This is a genomic window from [Flexibacter] sp. ATCC 35208, assembly GCF_001975825.1.
GTDB lineage: Bacteria > Bacteroidota > Bacteroidia > Chitinophagales > Chitinophagaceae > Chitinophaga.
This window is the reverse complement of sequence record NZ_MTKN01000160.1, coordinates 1-2,489: the sequence shown is the minus strand read 5'-3', so window position 1 is coordinate 2,489 and position 2,489 is coordinate 1. Positions and strand designations below refer to the sequence as shown.

The window sequence follows — 2,489 nt, the reverse complement described above, 5'->3', positions numbered from 1 at the left end:
ATCACAGTCAATATCACAGTTCACCCTGTAAACGATGATCCATCTGGCTCAAACACGACTGAACAAACTAATGAAGACACCCCACTGACCAGCAGTGTAACCGCTACTGATGTAGATGGTGACCCGCTGACTTACAGCAAAGGGGTTGAACCATCAAATGGCTCCGTAGTCGTAAATCCTGACGGTACTTACACTTACACACCATCTACCGGTTTCACCGGCAATGATACCTTCACTGTTATCGTTAGCGATGGCAATAGTGGCTCTACCGAAATCACCGTGACAGTTACTGTAAATCCAGTCAATCACGATCCAGTAGTAACCGGTGGCGAAACCATCACCACTGAGCAGGACACCCCTGCTACTGGCACCATCACAGCTAATGATCCTGATGGCGATCCACTCACCTTCACCAAAGGCGACGATCCAGCTCACGGTTCCGTAGTAGTAAATGTTGATGGTACATACACTTACACACCAACATCTGGCTACACCGGCGATGACACCTTCACTGTTATCATAGACGATGGCAAAGGTGGTACTACCACGGTGACAGTAACAGTAACTGTAACGCCACCAACAACAAGTACCAACAACCCGCCAGTAGTAACCGGTGGCGAAACCATCACCACCGGGCAGGACACCCCTGCTACTGGCACCATCACAGCTAATGATCCTGATGGCGATCCACTCACCTTCACCAAAGGCGACGATCCAGCTCACGGCTCCGTAGTAGTAAATGATGACGGTACATACACTTACACACCGGAACCAGGCTACACTGGCGATGACACCTTCACTGTTGTGATCAGCGATGGCAAAGGCGGTAGCACAACCGTTACAGTAACCGTTACCGTAACACCTGATACCTCCAACAACCCAATTGCCGTAAACGACAGTGTAACCGTAGTCGCCAACACACCACTCGACATCGACGTCCTCGCCAACGATAGCGCAGGTACTTCGACCTTCGATCCTGGTACTGTAACAATCATAGATCAACCTACCCACGGTTCAGTAGTCGTAAACAGCAACGGTATCATCACCTACACACCTGCTACAGGTTACACCGGTGAAGATTCCTTCACTTACACAGTGACAACCGCTGATGGTAAAACGACCAACACCGCTACTGTCAGGATCTCTACCTCATTCGCAGAGATCACCGTACCAACCCTGTTCACACCGAACGGCGATGGGCAGAACGATGTATTCGAAATCAGAGGCCTCAGCCAGTATGCTGAAACTGAACTGATCATCGTAAACCGTTGGGGTAACGAAGTATTCAGACAAAAGAACTACCAGAATACATGGAAAGGAGATGGCTTGAACGAAGGGACTTATTTCTATCTGCTGCGAATCAAACGCACAGCTAGTTCAGGATGGGAAGTGATCAAAGGATACACTACACTGGTAAGGAACTTTAACAATTAATGTGATTAGCGCTGAAAACCATGAAAAAAATATTTTTAATTGCAGGCTTATTATTCGCAGGGTCACTGACACTGAAAGCCCAGCAGGATGCACAGTACAGCCAGTATATGTTTAACGGGATCTATATCAATCCCGCATATGCTGGCTACAAAGAGCAACTGAACGCGCATAGCTTTTATCGCAGTCAGTGGGCCGGTATCCGCGGTGCTCCCCGTACATTCTCCGTAGCTGTAGATGCTGCTGTAGCAAGTGATAACGTTGGTCTGGCCTTCCAGGTCACCAGCGACAAACTGGGTGCACAGAGTACCCTGGGAGGATACGGTAGCTATGCCTACCGTATCCGTCTGAATCCCGACGGTAGCTCAAGGCTGGCTTTCGGTGTAAGTTTCGGAATTTTGCAAAAGAGCATCAATACTTCGGAACTCGTCACCAATGATCCTGAAACCAATATGCCGGCAGGTGTTCAGCGCACTGTGTCGCCAGACGCAAGGGCAGGGGTGTACTTCTCCAACGACCGCTTCTATGCCGGTTTCTCGGTTGATAATATGATTATTAACTACCTGAAAAGCGGTAAGTACAAACTGGTACCACAATCAAAAATGCACTACTACCTCACCGCAGGTGGGTTGTTGCCACTGAATGAGGACTTCCAGTTAAAGCCGTCTTTCCTCCTGAAAGATGACTTAGGTGGTCCGACCAGTCTGGACTTAAATACATTTATTCTCTACAAGGACATTCTCTGGCTGGGAGGTTCTTATCGTACCAGGGTGAACCTGTATGATAAGGGTTATTTACAAAGCGCGCTGACCTACAGCAATTCTGTAGTAGCGGCGATCGAGCTTTTCCCGGTGCCGAATATGAGGGTGGGGTATGCCTATGATATTACCACCGGCCCATTGAATGGGTATAGCAGTGGTACACATGAAGTATCTGTAGGGTATACTTTCCCCGGGTTCAAAGCGAGAATGGCTAATCCAAGGGTGTTTTAGAATTAGAATAGTTACAAAAAAAAGGTGTATCGATTTATTCGGTACACCTTTTTGTGTGCGCCAGGC

2 protein-coding genes are annotated in these 2,489 nt (G+C 48.3%); both read left to right on the top strand.

Annotated elements, in window-relative coordinates; all coding sequences use genetic code 11:
* Nucleotides 1-1,434, top strand: a 1,434-nt coding sequence (locus BW716_RS34790; RefSeq protein WP_143709227.1) for an Ig-like domain-containing protein, incomplete at its 5' end; no start/stop codon positions are given.
* A 20-nt stretch (nt 1,435-1,454) separates the two neighbouring features.
* Complete coding sequence (locus tag BW716_RS34785; RefSeq protein WP_083730639.1) at nt 1,455-2,423, top strand: type IX secretion system membrane protein PorP/SprF; 969 nt, start codon at nt 1,455-1,457, stop codon at nt 2,421-2,423.
* Nucleotides 2,424-2,489: the final 66 nt, after the last annotated feature.